A 25892-nucleotide genomic window follows, 5' to 3' on the forward strand; every position below is an offset into this window, starting at 1 on the left:
AGGAAGTTTGAATGTTTACTAAGCAAACCTTTGATAATAATATCTATATGAAAATTTTTCGCTGGCTTTACATTTTATTTATCGGTAATCTAGGGCTTCTTTTAGTGAACATTCCTTTTTTCATAGCGGTGATTAGCTTAGACATTGATCCACGAAACCTCCCACTTTTTGTAGTAACGTTGCTGCCGATGGGGGCAGGGATGATTGCACTTTTAGGCTTAATCGATACTTTTAAAGAAGAAAAAGAGCTGGATCCGTTTAAAACTTTTTTCCAAAAGTTTCGTCAGTTTGGGTTAAGAGGCTTTCTTATCAGCTTGCTTGGATTAGGAAGTAGCATCATCAGTGTGACAGATATATTCTTTTTTGCCAAAACAACGATTGGTAAATGGTTTATTCCATTGATGGTCCTTCTGCTAATTTTTGGGTTAGCTATTATGCTGAATGCTTGGTATTTTCAAGTACGAAACCCGCAAGCTTCTTTTAAAGATGTGTTTCGGATTTCAATTTACTATGGACTGCGGAAATGGTATGTCAGCTGTCTAAATGTTTTTTTACTATTCTCAATGTTTGCAATGATGTTTTTGAAGCCACAGTTTGGGTTTGTTGTAACCCCTGTCCTGTTCCTAGGGATTATTTATTTAAATACTGGGAAATTGCATGAAAAGCAAAAAAAGAATAAATAATTTTTACATAATAAGTAATCTCGATTTTCAGGAAAATGAATGAAGGTGGGATTGCTTATTTTGTTCTTGCCTTGTTTATTAAAGTGGAGGGAGCGAACGAATGAAGAAAAAAATAATTATTTTAAGTAGCTTTTTGATAGGTGCTATTTTTGTGCTCGTTATTTTTACTACCAGCCAGCAAAGTATGATTAATAACGAAGCAATCCAAGTCGAAGAATTGATTGTTTATGGCGATAAAAATATGAATCGTGTAGCGAAGCAATTCTCTGATCAGAATAATTTAACTTCGTTTGGGAAAAATTTCTGGCGCAAAACGTATAACGGAAAATCACCCACTCAGGAACTACTGAAGGTTGCAATGGAGGATTTAGTACAACATAAAATGATTAGACAACTGGCGACGGAGTTAGAAATAGCCCACTCACAAACATTTGGGCAAGAAAAAAAAGAATGGCAAGACCAAAAGAGCAGTTTAACGCTCTGGCAATTTTTAGATGCAAAAGATCAACAATTACAGGACCAAATAAAAGAGAAATTAATGGAGAAAGAAAAGCCAACGCAAAAAGAATTGCGGCAGGCCTTTGAGCAATTGGATGATAAATATAAAAAGACCGATTACTTTGTTGAAGCAATTGAAATTCCAAATTTTTCAGGTAAGCAAGCAGAATTAGAAAAAATAGCCGAAGCAATCTCTCCGAATCTATCTTATGAGGAGACGTTATTGGAGTGGCAAAATAAATTACCTAATCTTGTTATTGAATCGTATCAATTGAAGAGTGCAGAAATCCAAAAAGAGGATATTTATTCGTTGTCTGTTGGGGAGATTCTTAGTGAAAAAGCTGTTGGTACCGTGGTGAAAGGATACCACGAAAACCAATACTTTTATATTTTTAATAAGGAAGGAGGGCAACTTTTACAGTTTGAAGAAGCACCACAATTTGGCAAAAATGCCTATATCAACACGTGCTACAAAGAGAAATTAGCTACGTATCAACAAGCAACCAAAGTGGACTTGTTGGAGAAAGACAGAGAAAAGTTTTTTCAAAATTATCAAAATAAAAACAGTTAAGGAGCAGAAAATGAGAAAAAAAGCGTATTTTAAAAGTGTAACCATTTTCCTTTCTATTTTGCTTGTTTTTTCCCAGCTTCAATTATTTAGTCTTCCTGCTTATGGGGAAACAGTGAGTGATCAGCCGTTACTTTTTCGTTCAGTAGGTGTCGCTCAAAATGGAACGACCTACTATGTGGATGGGGAAGGAGGAAATAATGCCAATGATGGGCAGTCTCCAGCCAGTGCTTGGCGTGATTTTGAAAAAGTGAATCAGACGGAGTTTCAGCCAGGCGACCATCTTTTGCTGAATGCGCAAAGTACCTGGAATAACCAATTGTTGCATCCAAAAGGGAATGGGACAGCGGCACAAAAGATTGTCATTGATTTTTATGATACGAATGACAAAGGAGAAACCATTTTTGAAACAACACGGCGTCCGATTATTAACGGTGGTGGCACCTACAGCACAGGGACTTTCAAACGTGCAATCTCAGGGGCCGTACAGTTAGTGAACCAAGAATATTGGGATATTTCAAACTTAGAAGTGACAAATACACCAGAGCTAGATAATCTCGAAGGCTATAAGAAACCAGGAGATGCTCAAAGAGCGGGGATATTAGTCCTAGGATATGAACAAAATCGAACGTTCAATAGTGTCACGATAAGGAATAACTATGTTCATGATGTTCAAACAGAATATTATTTGAATCTAAGTGGGAATACTGCAACCAAACGATTAAAAGCGGTAGGTGGAATTATTGTTTTAGGAAGTTGGTTTGATGAGAATGGCAATGTAGTAACGGCAGCCAATGATCATCGAACAACGACTGGATTTAATGATATTTTGATTGAAAATAATGTGATTCAACGAGTGGGACTTGAAGGAATTCGAACAAAAGCTGATTCAGATACCTCAAGAGGCAACACTTTCTACAAAACGTTTTCTAATATTACGATTCGTAATAACTATTTAGAAGATATTGCTGGCGACGGGATTGTCTTGTCAGAAGCCAAAAGTGGCGGTGTCGTCGAAGGAAATGTTGCTGTCCGAATGTGCAATGCCGATTATGGTACACAAAATTACGCGGGCGTTTGGGCAATGTCTGTAGATGACGGACTGTTCCAATATAACGAAGTATACGGAATCAAATATGGATTTAACGATGCCGAAGCTTATGATGTGGACATGCAGTCAAACAATGTTATTTATCAATATAACTATTCACATCATAATACTGGCGGCTTTTTATTGCTTATGTCTGATCAAAAAAATTCGGTTATTCGGTACAATATCTCAGCTAATGACGGCGGTGGTAACCGAGGAACAGGTAAAGACAATCCAGGCGGAGCTGGTGGCTACAATTATAAAGAACAAAGCATTTTCCATTATTGGGTGAAAAATGATGGAGCGGCAATGCCAACTATCCACAATAATACGATTTATGTTGGCGACGGTATTTCAACGTCATTATTTGGTGAAGGAAATAGTTCTGACAACAGTGGTACAGTAGCCAATTTTTACAATAATATTTTATACAAAGAAGGTACCGGACAATTAAAATTCTTATCTAATTATCCAACAAATGGGACACAACCCATTGAACGTAAAATGGTCGATAATCCAGAAAAATATTTCAAAAATAATGTTATTTGGCCAAAAGAAATTGCTACAGAAAAAAGTGGTGCAACTGTTGAAAAATTAGTATCAAGTGGAAACATTTTTGAAAAACCACAATTAGAAATCACAGATAACCCTGAAAAAGTGAAAGAGTTGGCAGAGCAAGAATTTACGACATTGAAACCAACAAAAGATAATGTGGTTGAATTTACTTCTAAAGAACGCTTACGTCAGCGAGCACAAATGTTCCAGTTAAAAGAAACCTCTCCAGCGATTGGTAAAGGCTTGTCGGAAGTGAACAGTGCGGCCGAAGACTTCTTTGGAAATAGCTTGAAAAATAAAGTTTTAGATATTGGTGCGCAACAAGCATCCACAATTGAAAAAAGTATTCGTTATCAAAATCAAGTGTTAGAAATTAGTTCGGCAACAGGTGTGTATCCTAATTTGCCAGAGCAAGTTGAATTAACGTACGAAGAAGTCGTTAATGAAGAAGTGGTTGCGACAGGCAAAAAAGAATTTAAGTTACAATGGGAAGCAATCCCTCAAGAAAAAATTAATACAGCAGGCACAATTGAAGTTGCAGCAACAGTTATCGGCTTACCGATAGATGCTGTCAAAGTAACAGCCAAGATCTCTTTTGAGGGTGAACTTGGTGAAGGAAAAGACACCGTTAAACTAAAAACAGCTCAAAATGCCTATGTTCAAAAGAGTGATGGTAACCGAGCATACTCTGCTATAGCAGGCGGTACTGCTGCCATTAGTTCAGGAGACGCCTATAAATATCCATATGGAGTAAACTATACAGGCAATTACGCATTAAAATTAAAAAATGCTAGTTCTGCGGGGTATAATCGCCGGATTTACGTTGAAATTGATACACAAGAATTGAAGAACTATCAATCACTAAAAAGTGCCAATTTAGAATTAAATGTGATGCGTTATGATGCGTGGAATGGTGCTGGAAATACAAATGATGAACGTTTGAAAAATACGCAGTTCCAAGTAGATGTTTATGGAACAGATACTAATTGGATGAGTAACACCATTACTTGGAACAATGGTCCAAATAATTTAAATGTACCAAATGAAGAATTTATTGCTCGACAATCTTTTACAAATAGCTCAATTATGAATAATCAAAATACAATCTCTATTGATATTAGTAACTATCTACGGAAGCTAATTCAAAGTGGTGAGAAAATTCCAGCCAAGTTAAGTTTCTTATTAGCGATTACAGACAGTCGTTTGCCTGGTTATGATTCTGATAATGCTGGGTTTGATGCTTTTTCAAAAGAAGGCGCACAAAAGGCCTATCAAGACTTTTTAACAGGCAAATTGACCTTGCCAACTGGTCAACAGCTAGCAGAGGATAGTTTAGCTCCTAAAATTGTTTTATCGAATGTTTTCGAAGTCAAACATGAGTCGATTGAGGTCACGACAGAAGCGGGTCAAGCCCCTAATCTACCAGAAAAAACAACTATTTTTTATTCGGATGGTTCACAACGAGAAGTGACTGTCAATTGGTCAGAAGTTCCAGCATCTTCTTATCAAAAAGAAGGAACATTCACTGTTGTAGGACGAGCAGCAGGTGTCTCAATGCCAATTATTGCCAATGTAAAAGTCACCGCTAAACATATTGTTGGATTCAAGGAATTGCCTACGCTGGATCGACTAACAGGCACCTCGCGAGGCGAACTGAATTTGCCAACTGAAGTAATTGCAAAATTAGATGATGGTAGCGAAACGAAATTGAAGGTTATTTCTTGGGATGACGATGTTAGTAATTATTCGCCAAGTAGCCCGCCAGGTACTTACCAGTTCCCTGCTGCAGTAGAAGAAAAAATAGGAATTGCGAATCCCGATGAACGAAAAATCTTCCAAGTCGTGCAAACTCATGCGATTCCTGAAAGAATTCAATTTGCTACAGAAACAGCTACTATAAAATCAGGCGAAAATTATCAAATTCAATCTAAAGTGATTGGTCAAGCGCCGCACACAGAAACGGATGCTTGGAGCTCGCAAGTAACGTATGAGTTGGTTACACCAGATGCTGGCAATACAGTAAGTGTAGATGAAAACGGTCTGATTAGGACAGAAGCAACGACTGCTGCAGGAAATTATCAAATCAAAGTAACAAGCAAAGTTTTACCGGTAGTGACTGCACAATTTTCAATTAAAGTCACAAAATAAACGAACTGTTTGAAGAGACTGGAACAAGAATTGCTGTACCTTGCAATCTTTCTAGTCTCTTCGATTATCTAGAATCAATAAATATTCTATTGCCTACTATTCATTCTTTTTAAAACAAGGTAAAATAATAAATGAAAGTAAACGATAAAGGTGTGTAGACAATGAATACTATCTTAACAGGTGATCGTCCAACTGGTAAATTGCACCTAGGACATTACGTAGGTTCCTTAAAAAAACGAGTAGAAATGCAAGCAGACCCTACAAATCAATTATTTGTCATGATTGCAGATTTACAAGCATTGACAGATAATGCAAAAAATCCCGAAAAAGTTTCAGCCAATGTTTTAGAAGTTGCTTTGGACTATTTAGCAGTTGGTTTAGACCCTACGAAAACAACAATTTTTATCCAATCGCAAATTCCACAGTTAGCTGAATTAACAATGTACTATCTAAATTTAGTGACCACGTCACGTGTTCGTCGGAATCCAACGGTCAAAGCAGAAATTGAGCAAAAAAAATTTGGGGAGGGTGTTCCGACAGGATTCTTTATTTATCCCGTTTCACAAGCTGCTGATATTACTGCCTTTCAAGCGAACTTAGTCCCAGTTGGGGAAGACCAAAAACCAATGTTGGAACAAGCGCAAGAAATTGTGCATAGTTTTAATCAGACGTACGGTGAAGTTTTAGTTAGACCGGAAGCTGTGTTACCACCAAAAGGCATGGGACGCTTGCCAGGAATTGATGGCAACGGAAAAATGAGTAAGTCGTTAGGTAATGGTATTTATCTTTCAGATCCAGCTGAAGTGGTACAGAAAAAAGTAATGAGTATGTATACCGATCCAAATCATATTCGTATAGAGGACCCAGGACAAGTTGAAGGAAATATGGTCTTTACTTACTTGGATGTTTTTGGGAAAAATAAAGAATATATTGAAGAATTAAAAGAACACTATCGCCATGGCGGTTTAGGAGATGTGAAAATTAAACGTTACTTAATTGATGTCCTAGAAGAAGAACTCGCACCGATTCGTCGACGTCGTGAAGAGCTGGCTAAAAATCCAGAAGCGATTATGGAAATGTTGCATAAAGGAAGTCTTGCTGCTGAAAAAGTGGCAGCACAAACCTTAACAGAAGTCAAAAAAGCAATGGGAATTCAATACTTCTAAGCAATAAAAGAACTGGAACAAGTCAAAAGAAGAATGACTTGTTCCAGTTCTTTTTAAGTGGTTTGAAATTGACTATTATATAAGCTGGCGTAAAGAGTCGGAGCTTGTAATAGTTCCTGATGCGTTCCTTTTTCAATAATATCGCCATTTTTCATCACTAAAATTAAATCAGCATTTTCAATCGTGGATAATCGATGAGCGATAACGAAGCTTGTTCGATTTTCTGTGACAGTTTCCATCGCTTTTTGAATATGGGCTTCTGTTCGTGTGTCCACACTCGAAGTTGCTTCATCGAGAATAACAACGGGCGGATTTGCTAAAATGATTCGGGCGATGGTTAATAACTGTTGTTGCCCTTGTGATAATGCACCATTTTCGCTAGAAATAATTGTGTCATATCCTTGAGGAAGGGTCCGAATAAAATGATCACATTGAGCAATTTTAGCTGCTTCAATTATTTCTTCACGAGAAGCATCTTTTTTTCCATAGGCAATATTATCTGCTACGGTTCCTTCAAATAGCCAAGTGTTTTGTAATACCATGCCAAATAAATTTCTTAGATTTTGTCGAGAAAGTTTCGTAATATCAATTCCATCAAAAGTAATGGCACCTTGATTTATTTCATAGAAACGCATTAATAAGTTGACTAATGTTGTTTTACCAGCGCCGGTGGGTCCTACAATGGCCACTGTTTTTTTCGGTTGAACAGAAAAATCAACATTCTTCATTAAAATTTTTTCTGGTGTGTAGCCAAATTGAACATTTTTAAATTCAATGGCTCCTTTAGGAGAAGAAATAGTTTCTAAATGAGTTGCTTCTGGCTGTTCATCAGCTTCATCTAAGATAACAAAAATCCGATCAATGGAAGCCATCGCTGCTTGAATTGAGTTAATGACATAAGAAGCGGTAGAAATCGGCTCAGAAATTTGGTTGATATATTGCAAATACGCTTGCAAGAAACCAATCGTAATACCACCAGATAAAACGAGCATTGCGCCTAAGATAGCACTAATAATAAAAGCCAACTGATTAATAAAACGAATAGCTGGATAAATCGCAAAATTTAGAAACTGTGCTTTTTTAAAGGCACGATAATGTTGTTGATTAACAGCATCAATTGTTTTTTCAGCATTTTGCTGTTGATTAAAGGTTTTTGTGACCAAATTTCCTGCTAAATATTCTTCCATCTTATTATTTAATTGACCTAATTCAGCTTGACTTTGATCAGCAAACACCTTGTTTTTATTCGCGATTTTTGTCGTCATGAAAGTACTGCCGCCAATTAGGAGCAACACTAAAATGGTTAATTTTGCATCAATATAGAACAACATGATTCCTGCAAAAAGGATAGTCACGACGGAAGTGAAAAATTGGTTGATGCCTGTTAAAAGAACTTGTGACAATTGGTTTAAGCCAGTTGTTGAACGACTAATGATATCGCCCACTTGGTGATTGTCAAAGAAGGCCATTGGTAAAGTTTTAAACTTTTTTGTCACTTCTTTTCTAATTCTTAAAGTAACCCGTTCGCTTAAAGAAGCCATTGCTCGTTCCTGAATAAAAGAAGTGATACTACTAATGATTGAAAAGAGAATTAAAAGTAAGACGGGACCTAAGAGCGCTTCTTCAACTAAAGGAAGTGTCATACCTTTGAGCCCGACACGCTTGATCGCTTCTAAGAGGTTATCAATCCCGATTGCCATAATATAGGTCATGGCAACAATTAATAAGTTTCCAATTAAACTGCAGATCATTAGACCATAAAAGATTGGATGCTCAGGTTTAATCATTTTCCAGAAACGTTTAAAGCTTTGAAGATTCATTGTTTTTTTCATTGTATGGCTTGAAAAGAAAACTTTCTTTCAAGCAGTCACATCCTTTCTTTAATTACTTGGGTAAGATACCTTGCGATTTAGCAAAGTCTTGGTAATAGCTATTAGTGGTAAGTAAATCAGCGTGGGTGCCTTGACCAACAATCCTTCCTTCATCTAGGACGATAATATTGTCAGCGTTCATGATTGTACTTAACCGTTGAGCAACAATGAGTAAAGTTTTGTCCGACATTTGTGCATGTAAAGCGGCACGTAGAGCGGCATCAGTTTTGTAATCTAATGCGGAAAAGCTATCATCGAAAATATAAACGTCTGCCGGTTTGATTAAGGCTCGTGCAATACACATTCTTTGTTTTTGACCACCAGAATAGTTGGACCCGCCTTGTGCTACGAAACTTTCAATCCCTTGTGGTAAGGAATCGATAAATTCAGAAGATTGTGAAATTTCTAGTGCCGTTCTTATTTCTTCTGTAGTTGCTTTGGCATTTCCCATTAATAAGTTTGATAAGATTGTCCCACTGAAAAGAAAGGCTTTTTGTGGCACATAACTGATGACTTTACGAATCGTTTGCTGAGATAATGAGCGGATATCTGTGCCAGAATAGCTAATCGTGCCGGCTGTGACCTCATTTATTCGTAAAAGTAACTTAACTAAAGTACTTTTACCAGCGCCAGTTGCCCCAACAATCGCCGTTGTTTTTCCTTTAGGGATGACAAAACTAACATTTTCTAAAACAGGATCAGCTGTTTCTGTGTATTGAAACGTGACGTGATCGAAGCAAATCAAGGCTTTCTCAGGATGATAAGCAATGGTTGCTTCAGTGTGAGGATCGCTAATTTCAATTTCTTCTGACAAAACTTCTTGCAAGCGATTCAAGGAAGCAACGGACCGTGGAATGACAACTAATACCATAGCCGCGATCATTAAGTAGGCCAAAGTTAGAAGGGTATATTCAATCACAGCTGTAACGGTGCCAATTTGTAGGGTGCCTACTGCAACTAAATTACCGCCAAACCACAAAATAGAGGCGTACACAACGCCCATTAATAAAAAGGCAACGGGAGTAATCCAAGCAAAGATTTGATTCACTTTACTCATGCGTTCAGCATAATTTTTAAATGTTTGATTGGTTCGCTGCTCTTCAAAGTCTTGATTATTGAACGCACGAATCATATTAATTCCAGTAAAGAACTCTCGTAAAGTCGTAGTAATTCGATCCATTTTTGGTTGAATTTTTAAAGATAAAGGGGTACCTTTTTTCATTAAAAAATAAACAACGACTAAGTAAAATACGATGGAAGCCAATGTTACCCAAGCGAGTGAAACTGAATAAGAAAATGTCATCACTAAGGCAAATAAACTAATAATAGGCGCTGGAAAGATTAATTGGCAAAATAGCACAATCATTGTTTGAACATTATCTACATCGTTGGTCATTCTAGTTAGCAAAGAATTTGAACCAAACTTATCAACATTTTTCATCGAGAATTGTTGAAATTTTTTAAAGAACAATCCTCTAACTTGAAAACCAAATTTAGCAGCTACTAAAGCAGACAAATAGCTAGAAATAATTGCGGCAATTGTTCCAATGAATGCCACAAGAAACATTTGTATGCCAATCGTTTTAATTACTTGTTGGTCACCGCTAACGATGCCCACATCAATCAACTTGCCAACTAATTTAGGGACGCCAAGGGTTCCTGCGATTTGCAAACAGATGGTTAAAGTTGTCGCAAGAACAATCCATTTATTTTCTTTAATAAACTCTTTCATTAATTTCATGAAATTTCCTCCTTAAACAATACCGTTTTAGCTGTTACAAAGAGTCATTGTACACGTTCAAGTAACTTGAATGTCAACAGTAGAAATGCTAAACTTTTTGATGGAGGGAACAGTATGGAAAAAAATTACACAATAAAAGATGTTTCTGAGTTGTTAAATATCCCTAAGTCCACGATTCGTTATTGGGACGAGCAAGGGTTGATTAGTACAACACGCAATGAAGAAAACGGATATCGAACCTTTGATTTAGAAGATTTGTTCAAAATATATGATATTGATTTTTATCGAAAAATGGGGATTCCTATCAAAGATATGTTGAATTTATATAAAAAGACACCTACCGATCTCTATGCCACCATGGAAGCAACAGAAGAACAACTGGGGCAAGAAATAAAAAGGCTTCAACATAAATACAAAGAAATCAAGAAAAGAAAATTACATTTACATGCGTTAATTGATTTAGAAACATTGGTTTTTTCAGATGAACCAATTCCTTTTGATAAAATTGTTGTTGTTGATATTGAGGATCCAGAAGAGATGAAAGTTTACATGGAACACATTTCAACTTTAGGTATTTACGGGGATTTAAGTGAATCCAATGAACTGACGTATGGGATTTGTTTGGCAAATCATGTGAATAAAAAAAGTTTAGATAAAGTGATTTGGCTCAAAGAATCAAGTAGCCAATACAAAGGTTTTATTTTAAAAGTCAATACACAAGATACCCGTTTGAATAATATCGAAGAAGTAAAAAAGCGTTTAGCAAAACAAGGATTTGAAACAGGCATCGTTGTCGGAGAGCATATCTTGACACAACTAGAAGAGGAAAACCAATATATTGAATATTATTATGGTTGGATTGAAATTTTAGGGGAAAAGTGAAGTAATTGAAACAAAGAAGGAACTAGCAATAGCAAATGTAGCTAAGCTAGTTCCTTTTTTTATTTATAACAAGAAATCCAACATATTGTGTGTGCATAAAGGCAAATAGAAAAATAGTAGTGAAATAGCTAATAATAATAAAGAACCAGCTTGCATTAAAACTGCAAAAAAATATACCACAATTAAACGAATTGCTCTGGTGTTTTTACGGATAAAATTCAAAAATAGTCCTCCTCAAAAATAATTAGATAATATCCTTTGTGAAAATAACAAGTTCTCAGCTTTTATACAACAAATACACACTAGCAAAATCGCTTTATGAGTGAGGCTTAGCCAATTATTTTTAAGGTTCTTAAGAGATTGTAAAAAAATATCAGATAAACGTTTTCACAAAGAAAAGTCAATTCGGTAAATTTTTAGCTTAAAATGATACAAAATCTATAATTTGTTTCTCAAATCCTATAATTTGTTCCTTAAAAAGATATTATGAAAACGCTATTATATTTATGAAAGGAGCGAAACGAATGAAGAAGAAAAACGGGTTTTTTCAAAATGTATGGCGTTATAAGGCCTTAATCCTTATGGCGTTACCAGGATTTATCTGGTTTATATTTTTCTTCTATATACCAGTCTTAGCCAATGTGGTCGCATTTAAAGATTTTCATATTTCACCAGATGGTTTCTTAGCTAGTCTAAGAGAAAGTCCTTGGGTTGGTTTTGAAAACTTTAAATTTTTATTTGCGTCAAAAGATGCTTGGTTAATTACTAGAAATACCATTTTGTACAATGTCGTCTTTTTAGCCTTTAACTTATTCTTCGCGATTGCTTTTGCTATTATTATGAGTGAATTAAGAAATCGTCGCTTGGTTAAAGTTTATCACACGATGTCATTGCTACCATATTTCTTATCTTGGATGGTTATTAACTATTTTGTTTATGCCTTTTTAAGTCCAGATAAAGGGATTTTGAATCAATGGATTACTGGTAATGGCGGCACAATGATTAACTGGTATGCAGATCCACGTTGGTGGCCAGTAATTTTTGTCTTCCTAAATGTTTGGAAGAGTCTAGGCTACAACAGTATTATCTACTATGCTTCTGTGATGGGGATTGATCCGACATACTATGAAGCAGCGATGGTAGATGGTGCCAACAAATGGCAACAGATAAAAAATGTTACGATTCCACAAATTTTACCAATGATGTCTGTTTTATTAATTTTAAACATCGGCGGTATCTTCAGAGCAGACTTTGGTTTGTTCTACATCGTACCAAGAAACTCAGGTGCGCTTTACAACGTGACAAGTGTGTTAGATACCTATATTTACAATGGCTTAACGGCTACTGGTGATGTAGGCATGACGGCAGCTGCAGCGTTATATCAATCTGTCGTTGGGGCATGTTTGTTATTAATTGCGAATTTAGTTGTTCGTCGAATTGAACCAGATTCAGCACTATTTTAGGAGGAAGGATTATGAAAAAGAAAAAAGTCACTAGCGTTAACGTTCGATCCTTCAACCCGACAGCGAATTTGATTTTCAATATTGTCATTGCGATTTTTGCTATTTCCTGTGTGGTTCCGTTTTTCTTTGTTATTATGATTTCATTGACAAGTGAAGGATCATTAGCAGCAAACGGCTACCGGTTTTGGCCAAAAGAATTTTCATTGGAGGCCTATCGTTACATTTTCCAAGGGGCAATGAGTCAACGCATTATTCATGCCTTAGGGGTAACGGTCTTCATTACGGTGACAGGGACGATTGTCAATGCAACAATGACGTCATTATATGCCTATGTCATTTCTCGTTCCAACTTTCCATTTAAAAAATTCTTTACATTGTTTGCTTTAATTACAATGTTATTTTCACCAGGGATGGTTGCGAACTATTTAGTAATGACAAACTTATTGCAATTGAAAGATACAATTTGGGCGTTAATTTTGCCTTTAGCTTTAGGACCATTTAATATTTTAGTGATGCGAACGTTTTTCAAGAAAACCGTGCCTGACAGTATTATTGAATCGGCACGTATTGATGGCGCAAGTGAAATGCGCATTTTTGTCAGCATTGTGTTACCACTAGCCGTTCCAGGGATTGCCACAATTAGTTTATTTGCGGCTTTGGGTTATTGGAACGATTGGTTCAATGCGTTACTTTACATTCAAAAAGATACCTTGGTACCATTACAGTATTTATTGATGAAAATTCAAAACAACTTAGAGTTCTTATCAAGAAGTACGGATATGGGTGCAGCAGCACAAGAAGGCTTAGGCGTTCTACCAAGTGAATCGGCTCGAATGGCGATTGTTGTCTTATCTACGTTACCAATTGCGTTAACTTACCCATTCTTCCAAAAATATTTCGTGGGTGGTTTAACAATCGGTGGCGTGAAAGAATAAAATTGTACAGGAGGAAATAAGGAATGAAAAAATGGCAAAAAGGATTAGCCGTAGCTGGCGCAGCAGCTTTAGCTGTAGGACTAAGCGCGTGCGGTAAATCTTCAAAAGATGCAGCGTCAAAAGGTGATGATAGTACACCAACGTTATTAATGTATCGTGTTGGGGACAAACCAGATAATTATGACCAATTAATCGATAATGCGAATAAAATTATCGAGAAAAAAATTGGGGCAAAATTAAAAATGGAATTTGTTGGTTGGGGCGATTGGGACCAAAAAATGTCAACAATCGTTGCTTCTGGTGAAAGCTATGATATTTCATTAGCACAAAATTATGCAACGAATGCACAAAAAGGCGCCTATGCTGATTTAACTGATTTAGCACCTAAATATGCCAAAGAAGCCTATGATCAATTGCCAGATAACTATATTAAAGGAAATACGATCAATGGAAAACTGTATGCGTTCCCAATTTTAGGTAACTCTTACGGTCAACAAGTTTTAACTTTTAATAAAGAATATGTCGATAAATACAATTTAGATATTAGTAAAGTCGATGGTAGTTATGAAAGTGCAACGGAAGTTCTAAAAGAATTCCATAAAAAAGAACCAAATATTGCTGCTTTTGCTATCGGCCAAACATTCTTTGCAACAGGTAATTATGACTTCCCTATTGGTAACCAATATCCATTTGCAGTAAAAACAACTGATACTGGCTCACCAAAAATTATTAACCAATATGCCGACAAAGACATGATTAATAACTTAAAAGTCTTACATCAATGGTATAAAGATGGCTTGATTCCAACAGATGCTGCTACAAGTACAACACCATATGACTTAAATACCAATACTTGGTTCATGCGTCAAGAAACACAAGGACCTATGGATTATGGTGATACAATCTTAACACAAGCTGCTGGCAAACCACTTGTTTCTCGTCCACTAACAGAACCATTAAAAACAACAGCTCAAGCGCAAATGGCTAACTATGTTGTTGCAAATACGTCTAAAAACAAAGAAAAATCTGTTGAATTGCTAGGCTTATTAAACAGCAATCCAGAATTGCTAAACGGACTTGTTTATGGTGAAGAAGGCAAACAATATGAAAAAGTTGGCGATGATCGTGTGAAATTATTGAAAGATTACACACCAACAACTCATTTGAGTGCTTGGAACACAGGAAACAACTTAATCATTTGGCCAGAAGAATCTGTCACTGAAGACATGGTTAAAGAACGTGATAAGAGCATCGAAGAAGCAAAAGATTCACCAATTCTTGGTTTTACTTTTGTAAATGATAAAGTGAAAACTGAAATCACTAACGTTGCTACAGTTATGAATCGTTACGCAGCAAGCTTAAATACAGGAACTGTTGATCCAGAAGAAACACTTCCAAAATTAATGGATGACCTAAAAACAGCTGGCTGGGATAAAGTTCAAAAAGAAATGCAAACACAATTAGACGAATATATCCAATCTCAAAAATAATCACAGGAGGCTGAGGCATTAGCTGAGCGCTTTTGGCTCAGCCTTTTACATAATAGAAAGGAAGAGGAAGATGGAAAGTACAGGGATTCAACGGTTGTTTTACCTTTCCTGGACAGTAATCAAACTAAATTTACTGTTTGTTTTATTTAGTTTAGCTGGAGGGATTATTTTTGGTGTTGGTCCAGCACTCCAAATGATGACTGATTTCATTTTGGAAGAGGGCATGAATTATCAAGCAATCACCGTTAAACGAGCATTTGAATCATGGAAAGCACATTTTAAAAGAAGTAACTGTTATTTTTTACTTTTTCTCTTCACTTTAGGATTTGTTTTTTATAATATTTATTTAGCCGTTCAATTTACCGGAATAATGTGGTTAATTATTACATTTATTTTATTTTTTGTTTCCCTAATACTCGTTATTTTTTACATTTATATGCTACTATATGAAGGAAGCTATTTTATCTCAACTATTGATTTAATGAAGCTTTCATTTATCAGTATCTTTTTAAACCTCGGTGTATTTTTTAAAGTCTTATTCGGTGTAATTAGTATCGTTGCTTTAACTTGGAAAATGAAAGGACTGCTACTATTTGCTTCGTTTGCCTTAATTATGATGTGGTGTGCCTATGTCACGCGTAAAAATCGCCAGTTTATTGATGGAAAGTTGGAACAAAATGAAGCGAATCTTCAAAAAACTGTTTAAAAAAAAATATTTATTAAATCGATTAGTACAAAAATACAGTCTACTGTTAACAAGTATTATTTTGTTAACGGTGGCTGCTTTGTGCGTTTATGTTACTTATACAATTAACTTATCAATTGATTCACAAAAAAATAACGCCGTTTCCCAAATTGACAGCTATGTAACGAATAAAAATAATGCGGCGACAAATATGATTAATGAATTAGCTGGCTCTGCAAGTAAAATTGAAAACATGCGAAAATATATGGAACTTTCTCCTCCTGAGTATTTTGACTATACTTACAGTCAATGGTCGGAAGATCGGGTCAGTACCCACTTTGGAAATAATTTAAGTACATTATTTAGCACCTTTCCTGACTTAGAAGAAGTGATTATTCGCTTAGATGAATTTGATCAGGTTTTGTTCGCCAATCGCACAGCTACAAATGGGAAAAAAATGGATATGTCATCAATTAAAAAACATGGCTTTCAACTAATGCGAATTATCTCCGATCCTTATACAGGACAACCACTGGGAGAATTGTACACTGTGTTTTCAAGTCAAGAATTGCTAGGCAACCAAGCAGACTTATTGAAAAAATCAGGTATTAATGCGTTTATCTATGATAGTGCTGGGAATCAAATTTTTTCTGAAAAAGCACAATTTACCAAAGAAGAAGAGCGGCAACTAGATAAAAGAATGCACACCGATAGTGACATTCAACAGGTTTTTCATAATCGCTACGATATTACGGAAATAGAAAGCAGTGGTCGGAGTACCATTCTCTTATTAACAAGCCGCCGAGTCTTATTTCAGCAATTGTTTATGAATTATGCGGCCATTTTAGGGATTGGGTTACTTTTGATTGTTATTTTATTAGTGGGCTTAAACCGCCTATTTAAACGCTATTCTCAACAAGTCCAATTAATTTTAGAAGCGACACGAGCCATTGGCGATGGCAATTTAAAAGAACGAATTGACACGAATCAAGTTCAGGAAGAGTTGAATGATATTGCTTCCGCGATTAATTTTATGGTAGACAGTTTAGATCAATACATTCACGATATTTATACTTTAGAAATTAAGCAACGCGATGCTCACATGAGAGCGTTACAGTCGCAAATTAATCCTCATTTTCTTTATAATACGTTGGAATATATTCGTATGTATGCCTTGAGTCGGCAACAAGAAGAACTAGCTGATGTTGTCTATGCTTTTTCAACGTTACTTAGGAATAATATTAACCAAGAAAAAACCACGACCTTGGCAGAGGAAATCTCATTTTGCGAAAAATATGTGTATTTGTATCAAATGCGTTATCCCGACCAATTTGCCTATAAGTTCGAAATAGAAGAAACAATTGCTGATGTTGAAATTCCTAAGTTCATCATTCAGCCGCTTGTCGAAAATTATTTTGTGCATGGAATTGACTATCAACGACAAGACAATGCTATCAAGGTCCACGCCTACCGAGAAGGCGAAAAAATTATTGTGGCTGTTGTGGATAATGGAAAAGGAATTACCGCCAATCGGTTAGAGGAAATTCGCGAACGTTTAAATCAAACAGAAATAGAAACGGAACAATCCATTGGATTAAGAAATGTTCATGAACGTTTACAACGCTTTTTTGGGGAGAGTTATGGTTTAACCATTGAAGGGAAAGAAGGAGAAGGGACAACAATTCGTCTTTCGTTTGTAGCATAAGGGGTGAAAAGATGTATCGAGTGATGTTTGTTGATGATGAATATATGATTTTAGAAGGCTTAAAATGGATTATTCCTTGGCAAGAGTTAGGCTTTGAAATTGTTAAAACAGCGCGTAGTGCGCAAGAAGCATTGGCTTTTTTAGAAACAGAATCCATTGATGTTTTATTAACAGATATTACGATGCCGGAAATGAGTGGGATCGAATTAATTGAGCAAGCAAAGAAAAAAGGACATCAATTTATTAGTTTAATTTTATCAGGTTATCAAGAGTTTGATTACGTCAAAAAAGGCATGGCTTTGCAGGTCCAAGATTATCTTTTGAAACCAGTCAATAAGCAAGAACTATTAGCCAATATCCAGAGAATTAAAACAGAATTGGACCAACAAAAAAAATCCCATGCCCGCGTGCGTCTATATCTAGAAAATGGCTTGATGCGTTGGCTTAATGATGAAATCAGCGAAGGGGAATACGAAGAGTTAATGCAGCAATTTACGACTATAAAACCAGGTGATTTTACCGTTTTATTGGTTGAAGCTGAGATGCCATTTTTAGAAACAATCAAGGAACTATTTATGAAAAAAGGCCAACTGTTATTCATTGAAAGTTGGATGAGTACGTACCACCAATTGTTACTTATCTATAAAGGGGCCAGACAAGAAGCGTTCTTATTTATTCGTGAAATTGAAGCGATTCTAGCTGGTCAAGGACAGATTTTTGTAGGGGAATCTGTCAATGAATGGGAAACGGTTTATGAAAGTTATGAGAAAGTAAAACAGTTGCAAGCAATTGAAACGTTTTATCAAGAATTTCTGCCAAATAATCAAAAAGAACAAATGAATCGTTCGGCAGAAGATTTTACTTTTCTAGCGTTTAACCAAGCCTTGATGATTGGGGATATGCAGACCATTCAACGGGAATTAGATGCTATTTTCAATCAGTTAAGTCAACAACACGCTACGCCAGAATATGTACGCTATGTAGTCTTTTTACTTTTTTCAGATATTTCCCGTCAGTATCCAACTGTGTTAGAAGAAAACTATGAAAAAATTGTGGAAGAAATTCGAGCCAGCAACAATCTTAATACACTGTATGCGTTAATGCAGCAAGTCTTGGCAGAAGTGAAAAATAAACCTAAAATAAAAAAATATTCAGAAAGTGTTAGCCAAGCTGTAGAAAGAATTGAACAAGGCTATTTAGAAGAATTAAACTTAAAAACGGTGGCGGATGAGCTTCATTTGAACCCTAGTTATTTAGGCCAAATTTTCAAAAAAGAAACCAAGCGGAGTTTTTCTCAATATTTGAATCAAGTGCGTACCAAGCATGCCCAAAAATTATTATTGTACACGGATGATACAATCAACGAAATTTCAGAAAAAGTAGGATTTAACAATACCAACTATTTTTCAAAAATGTTTAAAAAATTAAATGGAATTACCCCAAAAGAATTTCGAGAGCAATACCAATCAAATTACGCAGGTGTCGAAGAATAAAAAGAAAGATGTTCAATTTTTATGAACATCTTTCTTTTTATTATTTTTCCGTACTTAATGAAAACGGTCGTTCTGCTGTGTTTTGTGGATTCGGGACGATCCCTAATTGATAATCTAAAGTCCCGCCGTTTAATAGTTCTTGATGAGTAAAGTAAGGCGCAGTATGTTTTTCTTGGTTTAACTGAATTTCATGAATAAATTGTTGTTGGACTTTGTTTGGTGATGTCTGAATGGTTAATTGTTTACCATTTGACAGTTTTACTTCCGCCGTCTGGACTAAAGGCATCCCGATTACATATTCACCAGCTCCTGGTGTGACGGGATAAAAGCCTAAGCTATTAAAAATATACCAAGCAGACATGCTGCCATTGTCTTCATCACCTGGATAACCAGTTGGTGAAGCATCAAATGTTTGCATTAGTTGTTTTAAAAGTGGTTGAGCCATCTCTGGTTTGCCGATGTAGCTGAATAGAAACGGATAATGGAAACTTGGTTGATTTGAGATGGCTAATTGACCAAAATCAATTGCCGCCATTTCACTCATTTCATGAATTTCAAAACCATAGCCTTCAACGTTAAAGTTAGGCGCTTGATTGCATAGCTGAATTAATTTTTTTTCGAAAGCTAACTCGCTACCATATAGCTTAATCAAACCTGCAAAATCTTGATAAACCGCAAAACTTGATTGCCAAGCACTTCCTTCGGCGTAATCTTTGCCCCAACGAATATCTAAAAAGTCAGGACGGAAATTGCCTTCAGTATCCTTGGCTTGCATAAAGCCAGTTTCAGGATTAAAAAGTTGTTGATAATTCAAGGCTTGTTGACGATAAAACGTTGCGGTCTCTGAATCATTCAGTGTTTTTGCAACTTGTGAAATGCAGAAATCGCTGTACGCATAATCTAAGGTATGATTTACAGATTCATGATAGGTTGAAGGAACATAGCCATATTTTAGATAATCCAGAGTTCCTTGACGTCCATAATTTTCTCGTTCGCTTTGTTGTGTAGCGCCTTTTTTCATCGCTTCTAGGAACTGAGGCATCAAGTCAGGACGAATCTTTTTCACGGCGGCATCAGCAATGACAGCGTCAATCAAGGTGCCGGGCATTAAACCACGCTCATCTGGAGATAACCATTTTGGCAAGAAACCTGTTTCGTTGTAACTATTTAAAAAGCCTTCTAGCATCTCTTCGTATTTTTCTTGAGCAATTAGTGAGAACAATGGGTAGACCGTTTTATAAGTATCCCAAAAGCCATTATTGGTATATAGTACACCAGGACGAACCGTTTGCGAGAACGTATCATAATGAATCGGCTGCTGATTTTCGTCCAATTCATAAAAGGTTTGCGGAAATAGGAATGTTCGATACAGTGTATGATAAAACGTTTTAGTATGTTCAGGGTTTTCATGCGTTACTTTAAGGCGATCGAAATAATTATGCCAATCTGCGATTCCTTGTTGCAGCATCTCAGTAGAACGCAAAGAGATTTCTCGCGCTAAATTTAACTGCGCTTGTTTTTCAGAAATAAATGAACTACTAAAATGAACAACTTGTTGAGCAATATTTCCAAAAGAAAGAAGGATTTTGCCATCTTCACCTGAAGAAGGGGCAAACCATTTGGTTAAAGGCTGTTCAAAATGAAGCACAAAATAAAAACTAAAATCTGGATCTTCACAACCAGAATAGTTGATGACTTTTACAGCCACTTGATGGTCATCTAATTGTTTTACTTGATAACGTCCAGGCAGAGTTAGTAGTAAGTGATTATCTTTTTGTTGATAATCAATGGTTAAGATACCACCATACATGCTTGGGATTAATTGAGAAGTTATTTGATAGCGTAATTGAGTTAAGTTAATTTCGACAGGAGAAAAAAGGCTTTCTTCTGGACGATAAGAACTTTGGGCATGGAATAAAGAAAGTTCCGACAATGAACCACTGACAGGGGTCATTAATAAATGGCTAAAATCACCCATCCAAGGACTTGGTTGATGCGTTACTCGATAGCCTTGAAATGTTCGATCTTCTGGATGAAACCACCAGCTGCCTTTTTGGTCAGTTGTTTGCGGGGCGTAAAAATTCATCCCAAATGGCACGCCAGTATAGGGTAGACAATTTCCATTTGAAAAACTATGTTGGTTGGCAGTTCCGTGTCGCGTATCAATCGCTTGAATATTCATGAAAGTAGCTCCTTTGTTTTAAATGATATATCATATAGGCTGATTATAGCACAAAAAACAAGAAATGAAAGCGTATTTATTCGCTTTTTTATTTATTTTTAACGAATTGGTATATTCAATTTGAAGAGGGAATTGACAAGCATGTTACAATGGATAAGGAATCGATATTGGAGTGATTGTTATTTATTTTTTTAGTACAAAAAGTCAGCAATTTTTTGCGTATGTTTGGGCCATTTTCCCAGTCATCGCCTTTTTTTTGGTTAGTTTTTATACATTGGATTTTTTATTTTCCCCAAGCTATTTAATTATGGTGCCTGTATTTACTATTATGTTTAAAATTAACTATAAAAAAGATTATTCGTTTGTAGCGCTGCTCAAAATGAGTATCAGGCAATTTGTGATCAGTTTTTTAGCATTTATAGCTAGTAGTTCCTTTAGCTGGTCTATTATTTTAAATAGTAGTGTGACATTTTTAATTGTTTATTTATTTTATTCATCTGCGACACCGATGCGGTACCATAGTTATTTGATGATGTTTACGTTTTGTCAGTTAATCCAGGTTAAAGGAAATACATTTTTGATGCAATCTCAAGTTGTGGCCTTTTTAATTGGTCTTTTTTTATTGGCTTTAACACTAAACGCTTGGTGGCAAACGGGATTAAGTCAGCTTACCAGCTTAAAGAGTAGAGGCCATGTTCGCTTTTTTAAAAGCATTCAATTAAATATGAAGCAACAAAAATTGACGGTTATTAATTTCTGGCACGACTTACAACAGACTTTTTTTGGGATCACAAGTTTCAAACAATTTTTAGAAAGTCCTGACGAAAGGGTGCAACGATTTCGTTTAGCTATTCGTATGAGTTTCACCATTACGCTGAGTTTTATTTTAATGTGGAGTGTAGGAGGCATTAAAATAATTTGGATTCCGATGAATGTTTTTCTACTCTTGCATCCAGTGAAAGCAGAAATGAACACGCGTATTAAGACACGTTTTTGGGGGACTCTTTTAGGATGTTTCCTTAGTCTGTTTGTTGTCAATTGGCTTCAATTGCCACTGACACACCTCGTTGTTTCTAGTTTGATTGGCATTTTTGTTTATGCCCTAAAACCAGGAACCGTGTTACAAGTGACAATGGCAACGATTTTTGGGTTATGTTTGGCAACAATTAGTTTACGAGGGATGTACGCCGCAGAGTTGCGGGTCTCTTTTGTATTATTGGCAATTTTTGTTGTTTGTTTAATTGATTTAGGTTTATTTGTTTATCAGCGTATTTTATGTTTTTAAAAAGTGTGGCACAAAGGGTTATTTACCCGTTGTGCCACACTTTTTAATTTAATGACTTTAGTCAGTTGAAATCTCTAAAGAGATTTCGACAAAAAAACCACGCGTACTGCGCGTGGAGGCCAGAGCTTTAGCGATAAAAACTCCTTTCGATATAATAGATAAAGGCTACCAACCGTTATCAAATCGAAAGGAGTTTTTGAATGTCGAACGACGATAAAAGTTTAGCACATACTCGTTGGAATTGTAAGTATCATCTTGTGTTTACACCAAAATATAGAAGAAAAGTAATCTATGGTAAATTGAGGCGAGATATAGGGAAAATACTAAGGAAATTGTGTGAAATGAAAGAAGTCGAAATCATTGAAGCGCATGCAATGCCCGACCATATCCATATGTTGGTAAGAATTCCGCCGAAGTTGAGTGTATCAGGTTTTATGGGTTTCTTAAAAGGAAGAAGTGCAGTAATCATTCATGAACGTCATGCGAATTTAAAATACAATTATGGAAATCGATCCTTTTGGTCAAAAGGCTATTATGTGAGCACTGTAGGATTGAACCAAAAAACGATAGCTAAGTATATACGAGAACAAGAAGCAGAAGATCGAGTAAGGGATAGTATAAACAAAAGAGAGTATAAAGATCCATTTAGGAAGTAACAACTAGATAAGAATAGAATGGTAGCGGTTGGCGGTCTCTAAAAAAAGCTCCCTTAAAGGGAGCAGCAGGTAGCGAGCCCTTCTAGGGCTATTAAAAAGCCACCCGCTATGCGGGTGGATATTTACTTTCTAAATTCGTTAATTTTTCCAAGTAATGATTTTCTATTTGCGGAAAATCTATTTTTTCTGGTGCTGCATCAGGGGTTTCAACTACTTGCTTCAAGCGGTTGAGAACAATTGACCAACCAGCGATATCTTTATGGCGAGGTGTTGTAAAATTTTCTGGGAGAGATTCTGAGAAGACTAACAGGGTCTGATGAGGTGCTTGTTCTTTTAAGTCAAAATAGATGATACCAGTATCCCAAGTCACGCCCAGATATTTTTCCTCTGCATAATCAGTGAAAGGCATTGTTTCTTCAAAATCGGGCAGAATAAACCGCCAAAACCCGTTAACACCTAATTCACCAATTTCTAATTCTGGAAACCATTTTTTTAGCTTGTCTGTCTCAGTCAGGTAGCGCCAAATCGTTTGAGGGCTGGCTGAAATTGCCCGTTCTGTACCAAAATAAATCGTCTGGTTTTCTAAGCGAAAGGTATCTTTCATGTTGTTTCTCTCCTTTATTTATTATTCGTGAAGTTCTAAAGGTAGTCCATCTGGATCAAAAAAGAAGGTCATTTTTTCACCCGTAAAATCATCTACTCGTAGCGGTTCTGTTTCAATTCCTTGCTCATTTAAAAAAGCAATCACTTCTTCAATATGTTCAACTTTAAAAGCTAAATGACGTAATCCTAAAGCTTCAGGATAAGAGGGGCGAGCGGGAAATTGATCAGAAATGAAAATTTCTAATTCTTGGCTGCCTAATTTTAAATCTAATTTAATATCGTTTTTTTCGGGACGATGATTTTCGCGAAGAACTTCAAAGCCCAGCTTTTCGACATAAAAATTTTTAGTTGCTTGATAATTTGAGGCATTGATTGCCACATGATGAATTTCTTTAAAAAACATTTTTCATACTCCTTTTCGTTTTTTCCCTCTGTAGTATAGCAATAAAGAAGCAGCTAAAAAAGCGTTCTGTTTGACTCTTTAAGAAAAGACAAGGGATTTTCAAAAAAATAAAATTATTTTTTTGAAAGAAAGCGCTTGCCAAAAAAAGAATAATCAAGTATGATGTATATACAACTTAATTGTATATACAAGTTTGAGAGGAGAATGTAAAATGGGTAAGTTTCAAAGCGATGCACAACAGTTGTTGAAAGCAGTAGGAGGCAAAGAAAATATTTCAGCTGTTTCTCATTGTGCAACTCGAATGCGTTTTGTATTAAAAGATCCAAAAAAAGCGGATGTACCTGTGATTGAAGATATTCCTTCTGTAAAAGGAACCTTTACAAATGCTGGACAGTTTCAAGTAATTATTGGGAATGAAGTCCCACAATTTTATAATGATTTTTCTGCAATTTCCGGTTTAGAAGGGGTTTCAAAAGAAGAAGGGAAAGCAGCTGCCAAAAGTAATTTGAGTCCTGTTCAACGAGTTGTTTCTGTTTTAGCTGAGATTTTTACACCATTAATTCCTGCACTTGTTATCGGGGGATTGATTTTAGGATTCCGCAATATTTTGGAAGGGGTTCCATTTGGCTTTCTTGATGGTCAAACAATCGTGGAAGTTTCTCAATTTTGGAATGGAGTCAATTCATTCTTATGGTTAATCGGCGAAGCAATTTTCCACTTCTTGCCAGTTGGGATTACGTGGAGTATTACGAAGAAAATGGGAACCACACAAATTTTGGGGATTGTCCTAGGGATTACATTAGTCTCACCACAACTTCTGAATGCTTATTCAGTTGCGACGACTAAAGCAGCAGAAATTCCTTTCTGGGATTTTGGGTTTGCTCAAGTTAACATGATTGGTTATCAAGCGCAAGTTATCCCAGCTATGTTAGCCGGCTTCTTGCTTGCCTATCTTGAAATTTTCTTTAGAAAAGTGATTCCTCAAGCAATTTCAATGATTTTTGTCCCATTGTTTGCTTTAGTACCAACAGTATTGGCTGCACATGTCATTTTAGGACCAATCGGTTGGACGATTGGTAGTTGGGTTTCTGATATCGTAAATGCAGGATTAACGTCAACATTTAATTGGTTATTTGGCGCCGTCTTTGGCTTTATGTACGCACCATTAGTCATCACTGGGTTGCATCATATGAGTAATGCGATTGATTTACAGTTGATTGCTGACTTTCAGTCAACCAACTTATGGCCAATGATTGCTCTATCAAATATTGCACAAGGTTCAGCGGTTTTAGCAGTTATCTTTATGCATCGTGGAAACAAAAAAGAAGAACAAGTTTCGATTCCAGCAATGATTTCTTGTTACCTAGGTGTGACTGAACCAGCGATGTTTGGGATCAACTTAAAATATGTTTATCCATTTGTTGCGGGCATGATTGGTTCAGCAATGGCCGGAATGTTTGCCACTTTAATGGGCGTTCGTGCGACAAGTATCGGCGTCGGTGGCTTGCCAGGAATTTTATCTATTGTGCCACAGTATTACTTGCCGTTTTTAGGCGCAATGGTGATTGCCATTATTGTACCAATGGGCTTAACTTATATTTTCAGAAAGAAAGGCATCTTTAATAAAGTCGATCCAGTTGATGAAGCAACAGGGATGTTATACAGCGAAGAAGGGTAATCGCTTTTTGAAGTAAAGAAGAATTCGTAGACAAATGTCTACGAATTCTTCTTCTTTTTATAGAAACTATTGGCTTTTTCCTCTCTTTCAGTTAGACTAAAAAGGTTGAGAA

General features: G+C 36.1%; 19 protein-coding genes. 14 read left to right on the forward strand and 5 right to left on the reverse strand.

The features are described from left to right. The first annotated feature begins 11 nt into the window (after positions 1-11). From IGI97_RS05125 to trpS, 4 genes are all read left to right on the forward strand, one after another. Positions 12-683: a hypothetical protein gene (locus IGI97_RS05125; RefSeq protein ID WP_002389950.1), complete on the forward strand. Its 672-nt coding sequence runs from the start codon at positions 12-14 to the stop codon at positions 681-683. A gap of 100 nt (positions 684-783) precedes the next feature. Further along, positions 784-1752: a hypothetical protein gene (locus IGI97_RS05130; protein ID WP_379896912.1), complete on the forward strand. Its 969-nt coding sequence runs from the start codon at positions 784-786 to the stop codon at positions 1750-1752. A 10-nt stretch (positions 1753-1762) separates the two neighbouring features. Next, positions 1763-5542: an Ig-like domain-containing protein gene (locus IGI97_RS05135; protein WP_438738108.1), complete on the forward strand. Its 3780-nt coding sequence runs from the start codon at positions 1763-1765 to the stop codon at positions 5540-5542. Between the two features lie 161 nt (positions 5543-5703). Further along, on the forward strand, positions 5704-6708 hold the full coding sequence (gene trpS, locus IGI97_RS05140) for a tryptophan--tRNA ligase (protein ID WP_002362895.1): 1005 nt from the start codon (positions 5704-5706) through the stop codon (positions 6706-6708). Between the two features lie 53 nt (positions 6709-6761). Here trpS and IGI97_RS05145 read toward each other — a convergent pair whose 3' ends face one another. Both IGI97_RS05145 and IGI97_RS05150 read right to left on the reverse strand, forming a co-directional pair. Next, the gene (locus tag IGI97_RS05145) at positions 6762-8540 is read right to left on the reverse strand and encodes an ABC transporter ATP-binding protein (protein ID WP_002374418.1); all 1779 of its coding nucleotides are present in this window, start codon (positions 8538-8540) and stop codon (positions 6762-6764) included. 52 nt (positions 8541-8592) lie between these two features. After that, positions 8593-10320 (reverse strand): ABC transporter ATP-binding protein, encoded by a 1728-nt coding sequence (locus tag IGI97_RS05150; protein WP_002366974.1) that lies wholly within the window; start codon positions 10318-10320, stop codon positions 8593-8595. Between the two features lie 66 nt (positions 10321-10386). Between IGI97_RS05150 and IGI97_RS05155 the strand changes: the two genes are divergently transcribed. The 7 genes from IGI97_RS05155 to IGI97_RS05185 all read left to right on the forward strand — a co-directional run bounded on the left by IGI97_RS05155 (position 10387) and on the right by IGI97_RS05185 (position 18973). Continuing rightward, positions 10387-11202: a MerR family transcriptional regulator gene (locus IGI97_RS05155; RefSeq protein WP_002383586.1), complete on the forward strand. Its 816-nt coding sequence runs from the start codon at positions 10387-10389 to the stop codon at positions 11200-11202. 506 nt (positions 11203-11708) lie between these two features. Beyond that, positions 11709-12665 (forward strand): ABC transporter permease, encoded by a 957-nt coding sequence (locus IGI97_RS05160; protein ID WP_002356852.1) that lies wholly within the window; start codon positions 11709-11711, stop codon positions 12663-12665. Positions 12666-12676: 11 nt separating this feature from the next. Continuing rightward, complete coding sequence (locus tag IGI97_RS05165) at positions 12677-13600, forward strand: carbohydrate ABC transporter permease (protein WP_002359877.1); 924 nt, start codon at positions 12677-12679, stop codon at positions 13598-13600. A gap of 23 nt (positions 13601-13623) precedes the next feature. After that, positions 13624-15090, forward strand: coding sequence for an ABC transporter substrate-binding protein (locus tag IGI97_RS05170; RefSeq protein ID WP_002384284.1), 1467 nt, complete (start codon positions 13624-13626; stop codon positions 15088-15090). Between the two features lie 70 nt (positions 15091-15160). Next, positions 15161-15796: a YesL family protein gene (locus IGI97_RS05175; protein WP_002362905.1), complete on the forward strand. Its 636-nt coding sequence runs from the start codon at positions 15161-15163 to the stop codon at positions 15794-15796. Further along, positions 15750-17480, forward strand: a complete 1731-nt coding sequence (locus IGI97_RS05180) for a sensor histidine kinase (RefSeq protein WP_002356857.1) — start codon at positions 15750-15752, stop codon at positions 17478-17480. Before IGI97_RS05175 ends, IGI97_RS05180 begins: the two co-directional genes overlap by 47 nt. Before the next feature lie 11 nt (positions 17481-17491). Beyond that, positions 17492-18973 carry a response regulator transcription factor gene (locus IGI97_RS05185; RefSeq protein WP_002356858.1) on the forward strand — a complete coding sequence of 494 codons (1482 nt, stop codon included), beginning with the start codon at positions 17492-17494 and terminating at the stop codon, positions 18971-18973. Positions 18974-19013: 40 nt separating this feature from the next. Here IGI97_RS05185 and IGI97_RS05190 read toward each other — a convergent pair whose 3' ends face one another. Continuing rightward, positions 19014-21155, reverse strand: a complete 2142-nt coding sequence (locus tag IGI97_RS05190) for a GH92 family glycosyl hydrolase (protein WP_438738111.1) — start codon at positions 21153-21155, stop codon at positions 19014-19016. 172 nt (positions 21156-21327) lie between these two features. Here IGI97_RS05190 and IGI97_RS05195 point away from each other — a divergent pair, with 172 nt between their 5' ends. Both IGI97_RS05195 and tnpA read left to right on the forward strand, forming a co-directional pair. Beyond that, a complete protein-coding gene (locus IGI97_RS05195) occupies positions 21328-22440 on the forward strand; it encodes an FUSC family protein (RefSeq protein WP_438738113.1) in 1113 nt (370 codons plus the stop codon). A gap of 200 nt (positions 22441-22640) precedes the next feature. Beyond that, entirely contained in the window at positions 22641-23096 is a 456-nt protein-coding gene (tnpA, locus tag IGI97_RS05200; RefSeq protein WP_010712524.1) for an IS200/IS605 family transposase, read from the forward strand. A 106-nt stretch (positions 23097-23202) separates the two neighbouring features. On the opposite strand, the gene IGI97_RS05205 is transcribed toward tnpA, so the two are convergent. Together IGI97_RS05205 and gloA2 are read right to left on the reverse strand one after the other, a co-directional pair. Next, positions 23203-23700, reverse strand: coding sequence for an SRPBCC family protein (locus IGI97_RS05205; RefSeq protein ID WP_438738115.1), 498 nt, complete (start codon positions 23698-23700; stop codon positions 23203-23205). A gap of 21 nt (positions 23701-23721) precedes the next feature. Then, on the reverse strand, positions 23722-24102 hold the full coding sequence (gloA2, locus tag IGI97_RS05210) for an SMU1112c/YaeR family gloxylase I-like metalloprotein (RefSeq protein ID WP_002356864.1): 381 nt from the start codon (positions 24100-24102) through the stop codon (positions 23722-23724). A 211-nt stretch (positions 24103-24313) separates the two neighbouring features. Between gloA2 and treP the strand changes: the two genes are divergently transcribed. After that, positions 24314-25780 carry a PTS system trehalose-specific EIIBC component gene (gene treP, locus IGI97_RS05215; protein ID WP_002383776.1) on the forward strand — a complete coding sequence of 489 codons (1467 nt, stop codon included), beginning with the start codon at positions 24314-24316 and terminating at the stop codon, positions 25778-25780. Positions 25781-25892: the final 112 nt, after the last annotated feature.

Origin of the sequence: Enterococcus sp. DIV2419 (assembly GCF_051711865.1) — a bacterium.
In the GTDB taxonomy this organism is placed as follows: Bacteria; Bacillota; Bacilli; order Lactobacillales; family Enterococcaceae; genus Enterococcus; species Enterococcus faecalis.

Bases quoted from the DNA above. Each gene is read 5' to 3' on its own strand.
- IGI97_RS05135 (WP_438738108.1), top strand. From the start codon at position 1,763: ATGAGAAAAAAAGCGTATTTTAAAAGTGTAACCATTTTCCTTTCTATT.
- IGI97_RS05130 (WP_379896912.1), top strand. From the start codon at position 784: ATGAAGAAAAAAATAATTATTTTAAGTAGCTTTTTGATAGGTGCTATT.
- IGI97_RS05145 (WP_002374418.1), bottom strand. From the start codon at position 8,540: ATGAAAAAAACAATGAATCTTCAAAGCTTTAAACGTTTCTGGAAAATG.
- IGI97_RS05165 (WP_002359877.1), top strand. From the start codon at position 12,677: ATGAAAAAGAAAAAAGTCACTAGCGTTAACGTTCGATCCTTCAACCCG.
- IGI97_RS05170 (WP_002384284.1), top strand. From the start codon at position 13,624: ATGAAAAAATGGCAAAAAGGATTAGCCGTAGCTGGCGCAGCAGCTTTA.
- IGI97_RS05205 (WP_438738115.1), bottom strand. From the start codon at position 23,700: ATGAAAGATACCTTTCGCTTAGAAAACCAGACGATTTATTTTGGTACA.
- gloA2 (WP_002356864.1), bottom strand. From the start codon at position 24,102: ATGTTTTTTAAAGAAATTCATCATGTGGCAATCAATGCCTCAAATTAT.
- IGI97_RS05175 (WP_002362905.1), top strand. From the start codon at position 15,161: ATGGAAAGTACAGGGATTCAACGGTTGTTTTACCTTTCCTGGACAGTA.
- treP (WP_002383776.1), top strand. From the start codon at position 24,314: ATGGGTAAGTTTCAAAGCGATGCACAACAGTTGTTGAAAGCAGTAGGA.
- IGI97_RS05190 (WP_438738111.1), bottom strand. From the start codon at position 21,155: ATGAATATTCAAGCGATTGATACGCGACACGGAACTGCCAACCAACAT.
- IGI97_RS05125 (WP_002389950.1), top strand. From the start codon at position 12: ATGTTTACTAAGCAAACCTTTGATAATAATATCTATATGAAAATTTTT.
- IGI97_RS05180 (WP_002356857.1), top strand. From the start codon at position 15,750: ATGGAAAGTTGGAACAAAATGAAGCGAATCTTCAAAAAACTGTTTAAA.
- trpS (WP_002362895.1), top strand. From the start codon at position 5,704: ATGAATACTATCTTAACAGGTGATCGTCCAACTGGTAAATTGCACCTA.
- IGI97_RS05160 (WP_002356852.1), top strand. From the start codon at position 11,709: ATGAAAGGAGCGAAACGAATGAAGAAGAAAAACGGGTTTTTTCAAAAT.
- IGI97_RS05185 (WP_002356858.1), top strand. From the start codon at position 17,492: ATGTATCGAGTGATGTTTGTTGATGATGAATATATGATTTTAGAAGGC.
- tnpA (WP_010712524.1), top strand. From the start codon at position 22,641: ATGTCGAACGACGATAAAAGTTTAGCACATACTCGTTGGAATTGTAAG.
- IGI97_RS05150 (WP_002366974.1), bottom strand. From the start codon at position 10,320: ATGAAATTAATGAAAGAGTTTATTAAAGAAAATAAATGGATTGTTCTT.